This is a genomic window from Labedella populi (assembly GCF_004078655.1).
Classification (GTDB): Bacteria; Actinomycetota; Actinomycetes; order Actinomycetales; family Microbacteriaceae; genus Labedella; species Labedella populi.
Genome location: NZ_RZNC01000010.1, coordinates 1 through 15,548 on the forward strand (window position 1 = coordinate 1; position 15,548 = coordinate 15,548).

Below are 15,548 nucleotides of genomic sequence, written 5' to 3' on the forward strand. Positions count from 1 at the left end.
GAGAAGCTCCTCCTCATCATCGATCCCCACATCACGGATGTTCTCAGGCAACGTGATCGTCCGCGTCACCTCATCCGTATCGACGTTCACCTCGCTGATCGTGCGCCGGTTCTGGTCCCCGAGGTAGAGGCGATCCTTCGACTCGGAGAACGCCGATCCGGCGGGCAGCGCCGCGTTCGACTTGTTGACGGAGTCGATCGCACCGGTGACCTCGTAGTCGACCGTCCCGGTCGGCTCGCCGGGCTCGGTCGGGTCCGTTGGATCCGTGGGATCGGGGTTCGGCTCGCAGCCCAAACACGGGCCGGGGTTCGACGGGTCGATCTCCTGAGGCGGAGTGTCGTCCGTCACTGCTTTGCCTGCATCGTTCTTCACGATCGTGAGACCGTCGAAGTACACGCCGTCGGCGGTACGGGACTCGTACCGCATGGTGTCGCCCGAGACGTCGATGAGCTGGTAGAGCTCGACGTTGCCCTGCAGCTTCTTCAGATGGGCATCGTTCTCGATCCAGAGACGCGGCCCCGTGTTGGAGTACATCTTCGACCCGACCACCGAGACCGCGTACACCGGGCCGTCGTAGTTGAGGTCAGGGTCCCAACTCGTGGGGTTGTCCTTCTCCGCATCGTTCGAGTTGCCTCGGCCGTAGTTGTGGTCGTGGCCCTGCAGGACGAGGTCGACGTTGTTCGCCTCGAACAGGGGCAACCACGCCTCACGGATGGCGCGGTTGTTGCGCCCCTCATCGAGCGAGAAGACGGGGTGGTGGAAGAAGACGACGGTCCACTTGTGCGGGTTCGACTCGAGCGTCTCCTTCAGCCACTCGGTCTGCACGGCGAGAACCGCAGCGTCCGTGATGTTGCTGTTGAGCGAGATGAAACGCACGCCCTGGTAGTCGTTGTAGTAGACCGTGCCATTCAGGAGCTCCTCGATGTGCCCCGTACCGGTCGGTCCGTTGTCCGGGTAGGCGAACTGGGCTTGCCACTGCGTGGACAGTTCGGCACCCTCGTATTCGTGGTTGCCAGCCGCCGCCAGGAAGTTCTGCGTGCCGAACTGGTAGCCGGCGGCGTCGAACACCTCTCCCCACTGCGAGTCGTCGTTCGCGTCGTTGATCAGGTCGCCGGCCTGCAGCACGATCGACGCGTCGGGGCGGTCTCGGAACGCGTTGCGGATGACGCGCGAAGCATCCGACTTGATGCCGTTCTGCACATCACCGAGATAGATGAACGAGAACGGATCGGCACTGGCGGACGCCGTCGTGAAGTGCTGCCACTCGCTGAAGTTCGTGCCGTCTCCCACACGGTACTGGTACTGGGTGTCGGGAGTCAGACCGGTGAACTCCACCGTGTGGAACGACTCGTCGTAGTGCTCGGTGGTGACGTCGCTGTTCTTCGTCGCGTTCACCGTCGTGATGCCGCCGGGGTACGGCGTTGCCGTCGCGGTGCGGATCTCGGCCTTTGCGCTCGTGACCCCGCGGGAGGTGCGCCAGGTCACCGCCTGGGTGGTGGACAGGTCATCGGCTGGAGTCAACACGATTCGATCGGGAACGACCGACGGCCCGTGCTGCGCGCTCGGCGCGGCGGCGGCGGCGGATGCCGCCGTACCGGGCGACATCACCGGGGAGAAGAGGGAGGCCGCGACGACCGCGACGGCGATGCCCGCCAGCATCCGCCTCCCGCGACGAGGCGTGGACGATTTCGTCATGGACTGACGGCCTTTCTGAAACGATCGAGACGAGATATTCACGCGGCACCATCCGTGGGGCGGCGACGAACGTAGACGAACAGGAGGGTGAGCACGCCGAGGAGCAGTGCCCCACCGGCGATGGCGACGGCGATGCCGACTCCTGCTACACCGGTGACCGCGAGATCCTTCTCGCCGGTGGGCTCAGAGCCGGGCGACAGCACCGTGATGGCCGCCTCGACCGTCGCGCCGGACTCGAGGCCCCTCACCACGATTGTGTGTCCACCGGGTGCGACGCCCGCGGGGATGTGCGCGGTGAAGAAGTAGCTGCCCGCATCGTCAGCTGTCGGGAAGCCGAGTTCGATCGGGTCGGAATGCAGCGTGACCTCCAGGTCTTCGTTCGGCCAGAACCCGTCACCCTTCATGCTGAGGCTGTCGCCTGCGGCGATCCCGGTCGCTGAAAGCTCGATCGTGGGATTCGCCACCGGCTTGTCCGTCGGTTCGGGTTCGGACGTCGGCTGCGTGGTCGGCTCGGGGCTCGTCGTCGGCTCCGGACTCGTCGTCGGCTCCGGACTCGTGGTCGGCCCCGGACTCGTGGTCGGCTCCGGCGTCGTGGTCGGCTCCGGCGTCGTGGTCGGCTCCGGCGTCGTGGTCGGCTCCGGCGTCGTGGTCGGCTCGGGGCTCGGCTCGGGGCTCGTCGTCGGCTCCGGGGTCGGTGTGGGCTCGGTGTCGTCACCGGGCACGACGGGCGTCGGCCGCTCGGGGGCTCCGATGTCGGCCCTCGTCGACCCGGGGCCAGACGGCCAGGCTGCGGTCTCGTCGGTCACGAGCTTGTCGCCGTCGTCCGACTTGGTGATGGTGAAGGCGTCGAACAACTCGCCGGTCACCGTGTGGCTCTCCACGTGCATCTGGCCGTCGATCACATCGACCGTCTGGTACATCTGGGTGTCACGGTTCACGCTGCGCAGGTGCGCGGCGTTCGCTGTCCAGTTGTTCGACTCGAGTGGGTCGGGAACGTACATCTTCGGGCCCGCGACGCTCACGAGGTAGACCGGACCGGTCTGGCTCGTCTCCGCATCAGCACCTTCTGGGAGGTTCTGCTCGTTCGAATAGAGGTTGCCGCGACCGTAGGCGTGGTCGTGGCCCTGCAGGACGAGGTCGACGTTGTGCTTCTCGAAGATCGGCAACCAGGCGTTGCGGATGCTGGCATTGTCGCGCCCGGACGTCACCGAGAAGATCGGCTGGTGGAACGAGACGACGCTCCAGGTGTTCGGGTTCTCCGAGAGAACGCGCTCCAGCCAGGCCGTCTGCGCATCGAGCTGAGCGCCGTGAGCCATGTTGGCGTTCAACGTGATGAAACGCACACCCTGGATGTCGGTGTAGTAGACGTTCTCGTCGAACGCCTGCTTGATGGCGTCGGTGTCGGCCGGGCCGTTGCGCGGGTACTCGAACTGCGCACCCCAATAACGGGTGAGGTCGGGACCCGGGTAGTACTCGTGGTTTCCCGGTGCCGCGATGATGTTCATGTAGGCGTTCGAGAAGCCGGCCGCGCCGAACCATTCGCCCCACTCCGCGTCGGCGACGTCGGTGTCGATCAGGTCGCCGAGGTGGAGGACGGCCTTGGCGTAGGGGCGAGCCTCGGTGGCGGCACGGAATGCGCGCGAGGCGTAGGACTTCACGTCGTTCTGCGCGTCACCCTGCACGATGAACGAGAAGGGTTCTGCACCTTCCGCGGTGGTCTCGAACTCGAGCCACTCGCTCCAGGTCTCGCCGTCGCCGACCCGGTACAGGTACGCGGTCTTCTCGGCCAGGCCGGTGAGCGTGGCCGTGTGGTACTTGATGGTGTAGCCGAGGTCGGTCGCAAACTCGGTGGTACTCGCGGCGGCGACCGTCGTCGACGCCGTTATGGGCCCCTTCGTCATGTCCGCGAGCTGAATTTGGGGGCTCGTGACGTCGACGGAGGTTCGCCACGAGACGTTTTGCGTCGCGAACGGAGTCGCCGTCGGAGTGAGGATGATGCGGTCGGGCACCGCGGAGGCCACATGCACGAGGGCCGGGTTGACGGGAGGAGGGTTGAGCCCACCGGCGGCGAAGGCGATTCCGCCTCCGATACTGGCCAAGGCGACGGCCGCGGCGATGCCGCCGGCCGTCAATGCTGTGCGGGGACTGACACGCCTGATGGCGCGCGTGAGCTGATCGCTCTTCATATCGAGGGACGTCCTTTGGGAGAGACGGCGGGGCCGGTTACGGGGTGGCACGCGTTCGGTTCGCGGGCGACGCCGATCACGCTATCGGCGCATATGCAAGCCCCCGGAGGTGCGCCGCAGAATTCACGGGGCGTTCATCGGGCACGGTTCTCCGGGGGTCCAGCGGTGCAGAATCGTCGCCGTTCGTTCACCGGAGGTCGAGAATCAGTTGGCCTCGCGGACACTCCGGACGTGTCATCGACCGGTTGAACGATTTCACCTCTCCACGGGACCGGTAGTCCTGCCACGACGTCGGTGCACCCGCGCGAAGGTAACGACTGCATTAAGCCTCACGCCGAACGATCGTGCACGGGCACCCCCGCGCATCCGCGTGGACGCGCGGATCGGGCCGGGCAGGGCCTCGGCCGAACACGCCGGAACGACGTCTGGCGAACTGGCCAGGCTCGAGCATCTCCCTTATCGTTCACGTGAACGACAACATGGAAGGTCGTCCCGTATGACACCGCTTGTCCCCGAAACGAGCCGGCGCACGGTTCTCGTCGGCGCAGCCGGGCTCGCCGGTCTCGGTCTGCTCACCCTCGCGGGGTGCGCCCCCGACCGACGCACCCCCACGATCCCCCAGGCCGCCGCCACCGGAACCGCCGCCAGAGGCGGCCGTCTGCGTATCGCCCGCCCCGCCGCCTCGGCCGCAGAGACCCTCGACTCCGCCAGTTCCCTGTCGGCCTACGAGTACCTCGGCGCGCTCTACAACCGTCTCGTGAGGCTCGACGAGAGCGGCGTCACCGTTCCGGACCTCGCCGAGGACTGGTCGGCCAACGCCGACGGCACCGTCTGGACCTTCGCGCTCCGCGACGGCGTCCGCTTCCATGACGGCCGCCGGTTCACGGCCGCCGACGCGATCTACTCGATCGACCACATCCTCGACCCCGCCACGGCCTCTCCGCAGGGCGAGGTGCTGAGCGCCATGATCGGTCCCGGCGGCATGAGCGCGCCCGATCCCCTCACTCTTCGCATCGAACTGCTCACGCCCAACGCCGAGTTCCCCTCGCTCCTCACGGCGTACCAGTGCTACATCATCCCGGAGGGCAGCGCCGCCGAGATCGGCCGGACCGGCATCGGTACCGGCCCCTTCCGGCTGTCCTCGTTCGAACCCGCCGGAACCGGCAGCATCGAAGCGTTCGACGACCACTTCGCCGGTCGCCCCGTGCTGGACGGCATCGACTTCTACTCCATCCAGGACACCACCGCGCGGGTCAACGCTCTCCTCGCCGGTCAGATCGACCTGATCTCCCAGACGAACCTTGACTACGCCACGGCACAGGTGGTCTCCGCCTCGAGCACGGCCACGGTCGCCCGAGCGCCCGACGCCCAGTGGTACACGATCCCGATGCTGTTCACGAGCGACGAGTTCTCCGACCCGCGCGTCCGACAGGCGATGAAACTCGCCTATGACCCGCAGACGATCGTCGACACGGCTCTCCAGGGCACCGGGTCGCCGGGGTGGGACAACCCCGTACCGCCGAGTCAGGCCGTGTTCCTCGACGAGCAGCGCGAGTACGACCCGGAGAAGGCGCGTTTCCTCCTCAAGGAGGCCGGGCGCGAGGGCCTGCGCACCGAGATCTTCACCTCGAGCTACGAGTCGGTGTTCACACCCCTGGCCGTCGCGTACCGCGACGCCGTGAAGGACGCCGGCATCGATCTGGTCGTCCGCAACGCGTCGGCCGACTCGTACTACACGCAGATCTGGATGCAGAAGCCGCTCATGGTGAGCTATTGGTTCACGGGCCGCCCGATCGACCAGCTCCTCAACCAGATCTTCCGGACGGGCTCGTCGTACAACGAGAGCGCCTGGTCGAACCCCACCTTCGACGGTCTCCTCGACGCGGCTCGCGCCGAGATGAACGACGACCGCCGCCGCATGCTCTACCAGGACGCCCAGCGCATCGTCGTCGAGGACTCCGCCGACATGACCCCGATGTTCGGCGACCGGCTCGTCGGGCTCTCCCGGAACGTCGTCAACTACGCCGAATACGGCTTCGAGTTCGACTACCTCTCGATCGGACTCCGCGCATGAACGCCTCGATCGCCCCCACCGTGCTCCTCGTCCTACGGCGGCTCGCCACCGCGCTGCTCACGGTGCTTCTGGCCTCCCTCTTCGTCTTCTTCGCCGTCCAGGCCCTCCCCGGTGACGTCGCTCAGCAACTGCTCGGACAGGACGCGACGCCCGACGCGGTGGCCGCGCTGCGCGAGACGCTCGGACTCGACCAGAACGTGTGGCTGCGCTACGGGAACTGGCTGCTCGGCTCGGCCACGGGAGATTTCGGGATCTCGCTGGTCAGCGGTGAACCCGTCGGACCGGACCTGCTCGTCGCGTTCCGCAACAGCATGCTCATCGCGGTTCCCGCGATGGTCGTCGGAGTCGCCCTCTCGCTCACGCTCGGCGTCATCGCCGGCGTGCGCCGCGGGCGCCCGAGCGACCACACGATCTCGCTCGTCAGCCTCATCGTCATGAGCGTGCCCGAGTTCATGGTCGCCACGATCCTCGTGCTCCTCTTCGCCATCGCGATCCCGGTCTTCCCCGCCGTCGTGCTCCGCGGCGACAGTGCTACGGTCGCCGAGCTCCTGCCCGCCGTCTGGTTGCCCGCGATCGTGCTGACGCTCGCGATGGCCGCGTACATCGTGAGGACGGCCCGCTCGTCCACCATCGATGTCATGGCGAGCGAGTTCGTGACGACCGCCGAGCTCAAGGGCCTCACCACCCGCCAGGTGGTCTGGCGTCACGCGGTGCCGAGCGCCCTGCTGCCGACCCTCAACGTCGTCGCGCTCAACGTCGCGTGGCTGCTCGGCGGCGTGGTCGTCGTGGAGAACGTCTTCAACTACCCCGGCATGGGCAAGCTCATGCTGGAGTCCGTCTTCAACCGCGATCTCCCGACCATCCAGGCGATCGCCGTCGTGAGCGCGCTCGTCTACGTCGTGTGCAATCTCGCGGCCGACCTGATCGCGCTCGCCCTCGACCCGAGACTGCGCACCCGACGGAAGGCCCGCTCATGACGCGCTCGACGACCGACGCCACCGGAGCCGCCCTGAACGCGGGACCCGGGGGGCTCCCCGGGCGGATCCGCGGGGTCGCGACCTCCCTCACCAGCAGCCTGAGCGGCTCCGCCGCCCTCACGATCGGCCTCGGCCTCATCGCGGTGCACGTCGTGCTCGCGGTGCTCGCTCCCTGGATCGCCGGCCACGACCCCGTCGCGACCGACTCGACCGTGGCCCTCACCGGTTCGACGTGGACGCACTGGCTCGGCACCGACCAGTACGGTCGCGACATCCTCTCCCGCACGCTGAACGGCGGCCGCTACGCACTGCTCGTGACGTTCCTCGCCACGACCATCGCCGTCGGCATCGGGACCGTCCTCGGGTGCATCACCGCCTACGCCGACAACTGGTTCGACGAGGTCGTCATGCGCATCGTCGACGCCCTGCTCGCGGTGCCCTCGATCCTGGCGCTGCTCGTCGTCGTCACGGTCTTCGACTCGGGACTCTGGGTCATCGTGCTCGCGGTCACCGTGGTCTACGCTCCGGCGGTCACCCGCGTCGTCCGTGGCGCCGCACGCACGATCATCACGCAGGATTACGTGACGGCCGCCCGCGCACGCGGCGAGAAGCCGCTCAGCATCGTCTTCCGCGAGATCCTGCCGAACGTCATGGACGTCGTACTCGTCGAGTACGCGATGCGTGCCTCCTGGATCGTGCTGCTCATCTCGACGCTGTCCTTCCTCGGCTTCGGCGCGAATCCGCCGACTCCCGACTGGGGGCTCATGGTGCAGGAGAACCGCACAGCCCTCACGGTCGCGCCGCTGGGCGCTCTGGCACCCATCGTCGCCCTCGCCACCCTCGTCATCGGCTTGAACCTCAGCGCCGACGGACTCAGCAAGTCGCTCGGCATCGACCGCGCGCAGAAGGGAGCCGTCTCGTGAGCTCCGCACCCGTCTCCACCTCGTCACCGGTCGACGCCCCGCCCGACACGGTCGTGCACGTCGACGACCTCTCCATCTCCTACGCAGCCGGACGACGAGACGTGCCCGTCGTCCGTGGCGTCAGCTTCTCCATCCGGCCCGGTCGTGCGCTCGGGCTCGTGGGCGAGAGCGGGAGCGGCAAGTCGACCGTCGCCCGCACCCTGCTCGCGCACCTCCGGCGCGGTTCGCGCATCGTGGGCGGCCGGGTGACCGTCGCCGGCTCCGACGTCTTCGCGCTCGGCGATCGCGAGCGCCGCGCACTGCGCGGCGGCACCGCGGCTCTCGTCGCCCAGAACGCCGGCCAGGCGCTCACCCCCTCGATGCGCGTCGGCCGGCAGCTGCGCGAGGCGCTCGAGAGCCACGGCCTGCCGGGCGGCCACGAGCGTGTTCTCGAACTCGTTCGGCATGTGCGTCTGCCCGACCCGGAGACCATCGTCGAGCGCTACCCGCATCAGCTCTCCGGTGGCCAGCAGCAGCGCATCGCCATCGCGATGGCGATCGCCGCCCGACCCCGGCTGCTCGTCCTCGACGAGCCGACGACCGCGCTCGACGTGGTGACGCAGGCCGCGGTCCTCGAACTCGTCCGCGACCTCTCCGTCGAGCTCGAGATGGCGATCCTGCTCGTCAGTCACGACCTCGGCGTCGTCTCGGCCATGGCGGACGAGATCGCCGTCATGCGCGACGGCGTCATCGTGGAGCACCGCCAGACCGCCGAGCTGTTCGCGGACCCGCAGCACGAATACACACGCGAGCTGCTCGCGAGCGCGCCCCGCACGTCCGCGACCGGACTGTCGGCCGAACGAGGAGGTGGCCGTGCGTCCGCTCCCCCACCCCCGCTCGTCACGGCGGCGGACCTCGTCGTCCGGTACGCGCGCTCCCTCCCCCCGGCCGTCGACGCCGTCTCTTTCGCGATCGGCGCGCAGGAGACGCTCGCCGTCGTCGGGGAATCGGGCAGCGGCAAATCGACCCTCGCGACGGCGATGGCCGGCCTCATCCCCGCGGAATCGGGCACCTTCACATTCCGCGGCGACGACGGCATCGAGGGCGACCTCACCCGGCCCGTCGCGCGACGCTCCCTCGACCTCCGACGCTCGGTGCAGCTCGTCTTCCAGAACGCGGACACGTCGCTGAACCCCCGGCGCACGGTCGGCGCCGCGATCGCGCGACCGCTCCGGCTCTTCACCGGCAGCACCTCGCCAGACCGCGTCGCCGAGCTGCTCGAGGAGGTCGGCCTCACGCCCGACTTCGCGAGTCGACTCCCGGCGCAGCTCTCCGGCGGCCAGCGCCAGCGCGTCGGCATCGCGCGCGCCCTCGCCGCCGGCCCCGAGCTCATCATCGCCGACGAGATCACGACGGCCCTCGACGTCCGTGTCCAGGCCGGTGTGCTCGACCTGCTCACGGACCTGCGTGACGAGAAAGGGCTCGGCTGCCTCTTCATCAGCCACGATCTCGCGGTCGTGCGGGGTGTCGCGGACCGCGTCGCCGTCATGACGGGCGGGCGCTTCGTCGAGATCGGGTCCACCGAGGACGTCTTCAGCGGACCGAATCACCCGTACACGCGGCAACTGCTCGACGCCACTCTCGATCCGGGCACCACAGTGTTGCGCGGCGTCGACGACACAACGCGGACGTGGCGAGACGCCGACGGGTGGGACGACCTCGGCGACGGACACCGAATCCGGCGATGGGAGAGCGCATGACACACCGTGCCCTCCACGACGTCACGGTCCGCGACCAGTGGATCCCGATGCCCGACGGCACCCGACTGCACGCGCGCATTTGGGCACCCGCCATCGATCGACCGGTGCCCGTGCTGCTCGAATACCTGCCCTACCGCCTCGACGATTGGACGGCACCCCGCGACAGCGAACGTCACCCCTGGTACGCCGCCCGGGGCTACGCCTCCGTCCGCGTGGACATCCGTGGCACCGGTTCGTCGGACGGTCTCTTCGTCGATGAGTACTCGGCGGAGGAACTCGACGACGGGATCGCGATCATCGAGTGGTTGGCCGCCCAGCCATGGTCGACGGGCGCGGTCGGAGCGTTCGGCATCTCGTGGGGCGGATTCAACGCGCTGCAGCTCGCCGGCCGCGCCCCCGCGGCTCTCAAGGCGATCGTGACCGTGTGCTCGACCGACGACCGCTACGACAACGACGTGCACTACATCGGCGGCGCCGTGCTCGGGATCGACATGGCCGCGTGGGGCGGAACGATGTTCGCCTTCAATTCGCGGCCTCCGCGACCCGAGATCGTCGGGGCCGGCTGGGTCGAGCAGTGGCGCGATCGCCTCGAGCACGGCCGGCCGATGACCCCCGTGTGGCTCTCGCACCAGGAGCGCGACGACTACTGGCGGCACGGCAGCGTCTGCGAGGACTACGGCAGCATCCAGGCCGCCGTCCTCGCGGTCGGCGGGTGGGCCGACCCGTATCGCGACGCGGTGCTGAGGCTCGTCGAGAACCTCGACGCACCGGTGAAGGGCATCATCGGCCCGTGGTCGCACCAGTATCCGGATCGCGGACTCGCTCCCGGTCCCGGGATCGGTTTCCTGCAGGAGACCCTGCGGTGGTGGGACCGCTGGCTGCTCGACGACGCGAACGGCGTCGAGGACGAGCCGGCCCTCCGCGCTTGGATCAACGACTCGGAACCACCGGCGACCTACTACGCCGAGCGGACCGGCCGCTGGGTCGCGGCAGAGGCCTGGCCGTCGGCCGTCACGGAAACGCACGTCGTCCCGCTCGCCGACACCATCGGGGGTGAACGCGGGCCGGTCGTCGTCCGGTCTCCGCAGAGCACGGGCCTCGATGCCGGACGGTTCTTCCCCTTCGGCAACGCCACCGATCTTCCGCCGGACCAGCGCGCCGAGGACGGACGTTCGGTGTGCTTCGACGTTCCCGTCGAGGAGCCGTTCGACGTTCTCGGTTCCGTCGCCGTGACGCTGGCCCTCACGAGCGACGTGCCGCACGCCCACGTCATCGTGCGATTGTGCGACGTCGCCCCGGACGGCAGCTCCACCCTCGTGACCCGTGGCGTCCTCAATCTCGACAAACGGCGCGGTCGCAAGCGTGCGGACGCCCTCGAACCGGGCGTCGAGGAGTCGGTCGCCGTGCCCCTCGTCTCCACGGGCCATCGGTTCCCGCCCGGCCATCGTCTGCGGATCGCGGTGTCGTCGGCGTACTGGCCGTGGGTCTGGCCGCATCCGGTCGAGGCGACCCTCACGCTCGCTCCGCAGCGCAGTTCCGTCTCCGTGCCCGTGTGGACGCGCTCGACCGACGACGGCGTGGTCTTCGAGCCTGCCGAACACGCCGAACCGCTGGCCATTCGCCGACTACCTGCGCCCGCAGCGCTCCCTCAACGCAGCGTCTCGCACGATGTCGAGACGGGTGAATGGGTACTCGACGTCGATCCCGGTTATGGCGGCGGCCGCGCCTACCCGGACGGCCTCCTGTTCACGGAGGACAGCCGGGAGACCTATCGCATCGTCGACGGAGATCCCCTCTCGGCATCCGCGGAATCACGCTGGGCGATCGGTCTCGAGAAGTCCGACTGGCGAGCGTGGCTCGAGACCACCTCACGAGTGACGGCCGACGCCGACACCTTCCGCATCATCAATACGGTGCGCGCCTGGGCGCGCGACGGAGGGCCGGACGCGGAGGTCGTGCTGGTCGCGGATCGCCGTTTCGACGACGTCGTGCCGAGGACGTCCGCGTGACGGGCACAGGCGACACCGTCGGTTCCGGTTCGCAACGCCGGAAGCCCGAGATCCGCCGAGCGCTCATCATCGAGGCGGCGCGCGGCGTCATCCTGCGCGAGGGCCTCGGCGCCACGCGTCTGCGCGACATCGCACTCGAGGCCGGCGTCTCGGTCGGCACCGTGACCTATCACTTCGAGAGCGTCGCCGAGATCCTCAACGAGGTGGTCGTCCTCGAGACTGCTCGCTTCTACTCGTCCATCATCGAAGCCGTCGACGCGGAACTGGACCCCGTCATCGGGGTGCGGATGCTCGTGGAACCGCTGTTCGACGACACCGAGGCCGTCGGCGACCACTGGCGGCTGTGGTCGGACTATTGGACGGCCGTCGCCCGCAAACCGGCTGTCGCCGCTGAGTACGTGGCGCGTATCCGGGTGTGGGAGGCATGCCTCACCCGGACGCTGCGTCGAGGAGTCGAACAGGGGGTGTTCGCGGTGGACGACCCCTCTGGTCTCGCTCTCAAGCTCGCCGCCTACAGCGACGGACTCGCGACGCAACTCTCGCAGCACGCGCCCGGTCTCACGCCGCGGATCGCCCTCGACTGGATGTGGCGCTTCATCCAACTGGAGACCGGCGCCCGCGTCGACGTGTGAGCGCGGATCGGTGGCAGCACGCAGGCCGTACCGGTCACACGAATCTCACCCAGTTCGCGCCGCGGCCCGTCTCCGCCTGCTGCAGCAACTGCAGGCGGTCGCCATCGGCGGCGTAGAGCGACACGGTCGTCGAGAGTTCACCCGCGACGACGATGTGCGCGCCGTCGGGGCTGACGGCGAAGCCGCGAGGCTGGGGTTCCGTGGCGACGAACTCTCCCGATGACCTGAGCGAACCGTCCGCCGCGACGGCGGCGGAACTCAGCGTGGCCGCGGTGCGCTCGGACGCCCAGATGCGGTGTCCGCCGTCGGCGAGCTGCAGGTCGGCACCCCAGATGAGGTGCTCCTCGCGCGGATCGGCACCGAATCGGCTCACGCTCAGTCCCTGCGTGGGATCGAACACGTCGGCACCGCCGTGGCGTTCGAGCGCGCCCGTCTCAGTGTCGCGCGCGTAGTGCAGCACCTGCCCGGTGAATTCGGTGTTCACGTAGACCGCGTCGTCGGCCGCATTCAGCACGAGGTGGCGCGGACCGCTGCCCGTCGGCGCCTCGACCGCGGGCGGGTCGAGTGGAGTGAGAGCGGCGTCGGCGCCGAGCGCGTACTGCGCGATGAGGTCGGCTCCGAGCGAGACGAAGTAGGCAAAGCGGCCGTCGGCGCTCGGGAGCACAGAATGCAGGTTCGGGTACTCGATGCGGGACACCGGCTCCCCCACCACTCCGTCCTCAACGATCGCGGTGATGCCGTAGCCGCCACCGTAGGAGGCGCCGAGAAGCACCGTGCCCGCGTGGGCCAGGGCGAGGTAGTTCATACCGCCGCCAGGCAGGTCTCGGCGGGAGACGACGGAGAGCGCGCCGCTCGAGCGATCGAGGCGCAGCGTCACGATGCCGGCCGACTCGCGCCCACCGCCCGGCTTGACCCCCGCATAGACGAGGTCTCGATCCGTGTCGACGACGAACGTCGACGTGCCAGCGAGATCGCCGGTCACCGCGAGACGCTCGAGGGAGTCGCCGACGAGACGGAAGGTGCTGATGCTGCCGTCGCCGGCGTTGGCGACGAGGACGAGGGAGTCGGTCATGTCTCGATCGTAGACATCTCGCGGCCTGCTGCGCTGACCTTAGTCAGCCGAGCACGGCGTGCGCGATCGTGAAGATCAGCCGTCCGGCGAGTGCCCCGACGAACGCGTCAGCGGCCCCACCACCGCGGCTTCACGAGGAACGAAGAAGCGCGGGAGCCCAGGAACATCCTGTGCACTCCCGCGCTTCCCGAATCACTCGATGGGTGCGGAGCTGGACCGTCGGATTTTTCGGACGATCGCCACGACCGCAGCCGTTATCGCGGCCACGAGGAGACTCGCGATCGTGACAGTCAGTGGAACGTTGAGTGCGATTCCTTCGGTCACGTAGACGGGGTCGAAAGAGTTCGTGCTCATCGCGCCCTCCTTTCGGTTACGGCATGGTCCAGATCGGCCGTGCCCTGTTCTCGCCGACCTCAATGCTCAGGTACGTCGTCTGCGAGGAAACCGGCGTGGTTGCCGTTCCAGTGTATGTCGCTCCCGCGTTCGTCGACAGGCTCTCTCGAGCGACGAACTGGGAGCGAGTCGGGGTGGTGCAACTGTACGGGTAAATGCACGTCTGACCCGGGTTCTTGGTGCTGCGCAATTGATCGTTGTTCCCTCCCTGAACAAGGGTGTAGCTCGCGTAGAAGAAGTTCGTGACGAGGCCACCACCGCCCCGAACCAGACAGTTGTCGGCGTTCGAGTATCCGGAGCCGCTGCTCACTGAGCAGGACGTGATGTCGGCCATGGTGGTCATTTCGCCTGCGGGGGCCGCGACGGCGACGGTGCTCTGGATATCCGTGGGATCCGCAACGACTCCGGGCGCGACCTGTAGATCCGCGATTCGCACGGAACCGTCCGCGAATGTTTCCGTCGTCCGCTCGAACACCCCGACGCGAGCCGTCTCGGTACTCACCGGTTCAGCTTTCGGCTGGAGGCTGAGCGGGACGACACCGCTCCACGTCCCCCCCCCGCCGCAGGAACTGGGTCTCGACGAACTCGCCGAGGTTCCGGCCGATCTCGTCCTTGCGGTTCGGGATGATCGCGGTGTGCGGGATCGTGATGCCGAGTGGATGCCGGAACAGGGCGGTCACCGCGAACCAGTCGGCGAGCGCGCCGACCATGCCGCCCTCGGCGAACGCACGGATGTAGGCGAGCGGTGGGTACCGCTCCTGCAGCACAAATGCGATCACGAAGAGCACCGCCATGAACACCAGCGCGCCGAGCGCGACCCCCTTCATCACCCGCAGCCCTCGGCGGCGCTCCTGGTCGGCGGGGGTTAGGAGGTGGGTTGGGGTGTGCGCCATCCGGTCATCCTCGCACGGGTCCGTTCGAACGCGAGCGTTCACCGTTCATGCTCGACCGGTCCCGTGACAACGGCCACCTTCCCGGGCGATTCGTCACGTCTGCGTCAGGCTCCGGCGCCGCCGTCAACGGGGAGGATTGCACCGGTGACCATCGAGGCGCGGTCACTAAGCAGCCACGCGGCGGCTTCTGCCACCTCACGAGGCTCGGCCATCCGTCCGAGCGGGGTGGCGGCGCTAATTGTCGCGATGATGCCGGGGCTGGCAGCCTCCCACTCCTGCATCATTTCGGTGTGCGTTCCGCCCGGCGTGAGCCCGTTGACGCGGATGCCGTCGGTGGCCCAGGTCGCGGCGGCGGTCTCGGTGATGCTGTTCAGCGCGCGCTTCATGGCTCCGTAGGCGGGCAGGTTGGGGTTCGCGCGACGACTGCCGATGCTGGAGGTGTTGACGATCGCGCCGCCGCCACTGCGGCGCATCAGCGCGGCCTCGGCGTTCATCGCCGTCCAGTGCGCGAGAAAGTTGACGGCGAACTGCTCGCTGATGTCCTCATCGGTCGTGGTGTCGAGGGGGCCGACCTGCTTCTGCGGGGTACCGGCGTTGTTGAAAGCGCCGTTCAGCCGTCCGTGGACCTGGTCAACGCGATCGATGGCGGCACGGATACTGGCCCGATCGGAGAGGTCGAGGGCGACGGCGTCTGCCATGCCGGCATTTGCGCGGATCTCGGCCACGGTGCTGTCGAGAGCGGTGGTGTTGCGGGCGGCAAGCACGACGGCGGCGCCCTCTGCCGCGAACAGGTGGGCGGCGGCCTTTCCAATGCCCCGGCTGGCGCCGGTGATGAAGATGACCTTGTCGGTGAGGAGACCGACCGACGCGGTGCCGGTGGTATGAGTGGTGTTGGTAGACATGCATTCAGCATCCCGTCTGCCTCCAACCGGAGGCAGACACAGGCAGTACCAGT

General features: G+C 68.4%; 12 protein-coding genes and 1 pseudogene. 6 read left to right on the forward strand and 7 right to left on the reverse strand.

Annotation, left to right across the window (positions count from 1 at the left end; all coding sequences use genetic code 11):
- Together ELQ92_RS15915 and ELQ92_RS15920 are read right to left on the reverse strand one after the other, a co-directional pair.
- A partial coding sequence (locus tag ELQ92_RS15915) for a purple acid phosphatase family protein (protein ID WP_133425032.1) occupies positions 1-1,695 on the reverse strand: 1,695 nt, incomplete at its 3' end.
- 38 nt (positions 1,696-1,733) lie between these two features.
- Positions 1,734-3,881, reverse strand: a complete 2,148-nt coding sequence (locus ELQ92_RS15920; RefSeq protein WP_128500303.1) for a fibronectin type III domain-containing protein — start codon at positions 3,879-3,881, stop codon at positions 1,734-1,736.
- A 496-nt stretch (positions 3,882-4,377) separates the two neighbouring features.
- Between ELQ92_RS15920 and ELQ92_RS15925 the strand changes: the two genes are divergently transcribed.
- Genes ELQ92_RS15925 through ELQ92_RS15950 form a run of 6 tightly spaced genes read left to right on the forward strand, consistent with a single transcriptional unit; the run spans position 4,378 to position 12,235 of the window.
- The gene (locus ELQ92_RS15925) at positions 4,378-5,955 is read left to right on the forward strand and encodes an ABC transporter substrate-binding protein (protein WP_128496346.1); all 1,578 of its coding nucleotides are present in this window, start codon (positions 4,378-4,380) and stop codon (positions 5,953-5,955) included.
- Entirely contained in the window at positions 5,952-6,932 is a 981-nt protein-coding gene (locus ELQ92_RS15930) for an ABC transporter permease (RefSeq protein WP_128496347.1), read from the forward strand. Before ELQ92_RS15925 ends, ELQ92_RS15930 begins: the two co-directional genes overlap by 4 nt.
- Positions 6,929-7,855, forward strand: a complete 927-nt coding sequence (locus tag ELQ92_RS15935) for an ABC transporter permease (protein WP_128500304.1) — start codon at positions 6,929-6,931, stop codon at positions 7,853-7,855. The genes ELQ92_RS15930 and ELQ92_RS15935 overlap by 4 nt, the downstream gene beginning before the upstream one ends.
- Complete coding sequence (locus ELQ92_RS15940; protein WP_128500305.1) at positions 7,852-9,594, forward strand: dipeptide ABC transporter ATP-binding protein; 1,743 nt, start codon at positions 7,852-7,854, stop codon at positions 9,592-9,594. Before ELQ92_RS15935 ends, ELQ92_RS15940 begins: the two co-directional genes overlap by 4 nt.
- Positions 9,591-11,603, forward strand: coding sequence for a CocE/NonD family hydrolase (locus ELQ92_RS15945; protein WP_128500306.1), 2,013 nt, complete (start codon positions 9,591-9,593; stop codon positions 11,601-11,603). Before ELQ92_RS15940 ends, ELQ92_RS15945 begins: the two co-directional genes overlap by 4 nt.
- Complete coding sequence (locus tag ELQ92_RS15950; protein ID WP_243695084.1) at positions 11,600-12,235, forward strand: TetR/AcrR family transcriptional regulator; 636 nt, start codon at positions 11,600-11,602, stop codon at positions 12,233-12,235. Before ELQ92_RS15945 ends, ELQ92_RS15950 begins: the two co-directional genes overlap by 4 nt.
- 34 nt (positions 12,236-12,269) lie before the next feature.
- Here ELQ92_RS15950 and ELQ92_RS15955 read toward each other — a convergent pair whose 3' ends face one another.
- The 5 genes and pseudogenes from ELQ92_RS15955 to ELQ92_RS15970 all read right to left on the reverse strand — a co-directional run bounded on the left by ELQ92_RS15955 (position 12,270) and on the right by ELQ92_RS15970 (position 15,495).
- Positions 12,270-13,307, reverse strand: a complete 1,038-nt coding sequence (locus tag ELQ92_RS15955; RefSeq protein ID WP_128500307.1) for a lactonase family protein — start codon at positions 13,305-13,307, stop codon at positions 12,270-12,272.
- 192 nt (positions 13,308-13,499) lie between these two features.
- The gene (locus ELQ92_RS16390) at positions 13,500-13,661 is read right to left on the reverse strand and encodes a hypothetical protein (RefSeq protein WP_166409136.1); all 162 of its coding nucleotides are present in this window, start codon (positions 13,659-13,661) and stop codon (positions 13,500-13,502) included.
- Between the two features lie 16 nt (positions 13,662-13,677).
- Positions 13,678-14,202, reverse strand: a complete 525-nt coding sequence (locus tag ELQ92_RS15960; RefSeq protein WP_128500308.1) for a hypothetical protein — start codon at positions 14,200-14,202, stop codon at positions 13,678-13,680.
- A gap of 52 nt (positions 14,203-14,254) precedes the next feature.
- Positions 14,255-14,593: pseudogene (locus ELQ92_RS15965) on the reverse strand (DUF445 family protein); the annotation flags it as partial.
- A gap of 104 nt (positions 14,594-14,697) precedes the next feature.
- Positions 14,698-15,495 carry an SDR family NAD(P)-dependent oxidoreductase gene (locus ELQ92_RS15970; RefSeq protein WP_128496353.1) on the reverse strand — a complete coding sequence of 266 codons (798 nt, stop codon included), beginning with the start codon at positions 15,493-15,495 and terminating at the stop codon, positions 14,698-14,700.
- Positions 15,496-15,548 lie beyond the last annotated feature (53 nt).